The sequence below is a fragment of the Kitasatospora sp. NPDC048365 genome, assembly GCF_043200835.1.
GTDB classification, from domain to species: domain Bacteria; phylum Actinomycetota; class Actinomycetes; order Streptomycetales; family Streptomycetaceae; genus Kitasatospora; species Kitasatospora terrestris.
Genome location: NZ_JBICYJ010000110.1, coordinates 1 through 1,235, shown reverse-complemented (window position 1 = coordinate 1,235; position 1,235 = coordinate 1). Strand labels below are relative to the sequence as shown.

The following is a 1,235-nucleotide window of genomic DNA, read 5'->3' as shown; positions in this document are numbered from 1 at the left end:
CGTCCAGGCGGTGCCGCTCTGCACGCGGCCGGTCGGGCGCCTGTGACCTCATAGGAGCCCGGCCAAAGGTCCCATCACAGTCTTGTCCTGCCGCCCGACCGGCGCGTGCCATCCCTCGCGCGTCGCACGGAAGGACAGCAGGACCCAGCATGGCAGACCAGACAGCGGTGGTCGGCGGAGTGGATACCCACACCGACTTCCACCAGGCCGCCGCGATCGATTCCATCGGCCGGCACCTGGCCACCGAGTCGTTCCCCACCACTCCTGACGGCTACAGCCGCCTGTTGGCATGGCTGCGCTCGCACGGTGACCTCATGGCCGTCGGCGTCGAGGGCACGGGCGCCTACGGAGCCGAACTCGCCCGCCACCTGCGTGCGAACCAGGTCACCGTCGTCGACGTGGACCGGCCCGACCGCAGGGCCCGACGCACCAACGGCAAGTCCGACCCCGTCGACGCCTACGCCGCCGCCACTGCCGTACTCTCCGGGCGGGCCGGCGGAACACCGAAGACCCGTGACGGCGTAGTGGAGGCGATCCGCTCCCTGCGCGTGGTTCGCAGCTCGGCCGTCAAGTCCCGCACGCAGACCATCAACCAGATCCGCACGTTGATCGTCACCGCACCCGGCGAGGTCCGCGAGAAGTTGCGCGACCTGCCCACCAGCGAGCTGATCAGGACCCTCGCCCGTTCCCGGCCCGTCGGAGACCCGTCCGACCCGGCCCGCGCGGCTCGCACCGCACTGCGGCGCCTGGCCCGCCGCTACCAGTACCTGACCGAGGAGGTCTCCGAGGCCGACGCCGAGCTCAGGCCACTGGTCGCTCAGACCGCCCCCGACCTGGTCGCGCTGCCCGGTGTCGGCACCGAGACCGCAGCCCAGCTCCTGATCACCGCAGGCGACAACCCGGACCGGCTCAGGTCGGAGGCGTCCTTCGCGCACCTGTGCGCGGCGGCGCCCATCCCGGCCAGCTCAGGCCGCACCCATCGCCACCGCCTCAACCGCGGAGGCGATCGACAGGCCAACAGAGCGCTCCACACGATCGCCCTCGTCCGCATGCGCTACGACAGCCGCACCAAGGACTACGTGATCAAACGAACCGCCGAAGGGATGTCCAAGAAGGACATCCTGCGGTGCCTCAAGCGCTTCATCGCCCGCGAGATCTACAAACACCTCGCCAGCCCACGCACCACAGCGCCACCACTCCTTCAGACCACTTGACGATCTATAGGAGCTTCCGGC

1 protein-coding gene is annotated in these 1,235 nt (G+C 70.0%); it reads left to right on the top strand.

All coding sequences use genetic code 11. The features are described from left to right. Positions 1–149 precede the first annotated feature (149 nt). A complete protein-coding gene (locus ACGFX4_RS41345; RefSeq protein ID WP_393086396.1) occupies positions 150–1,214 on the top strand; it encodes an IS110 family transposase in 1,065 nt (354 codons plus the stop codon). Positions 1,215–1,235: the final 21 nt, after the last annotated feature.

Excerpts from the sequence above, each read along its gene's own strand:
- ACGFX4_RS41345 (WP_393086396.1), top strand. The coding sequence starts at position 150 with ATGGCAGACCAGACAGCGGTGGTCGGCGGAGTGGATACCCACACCGAC.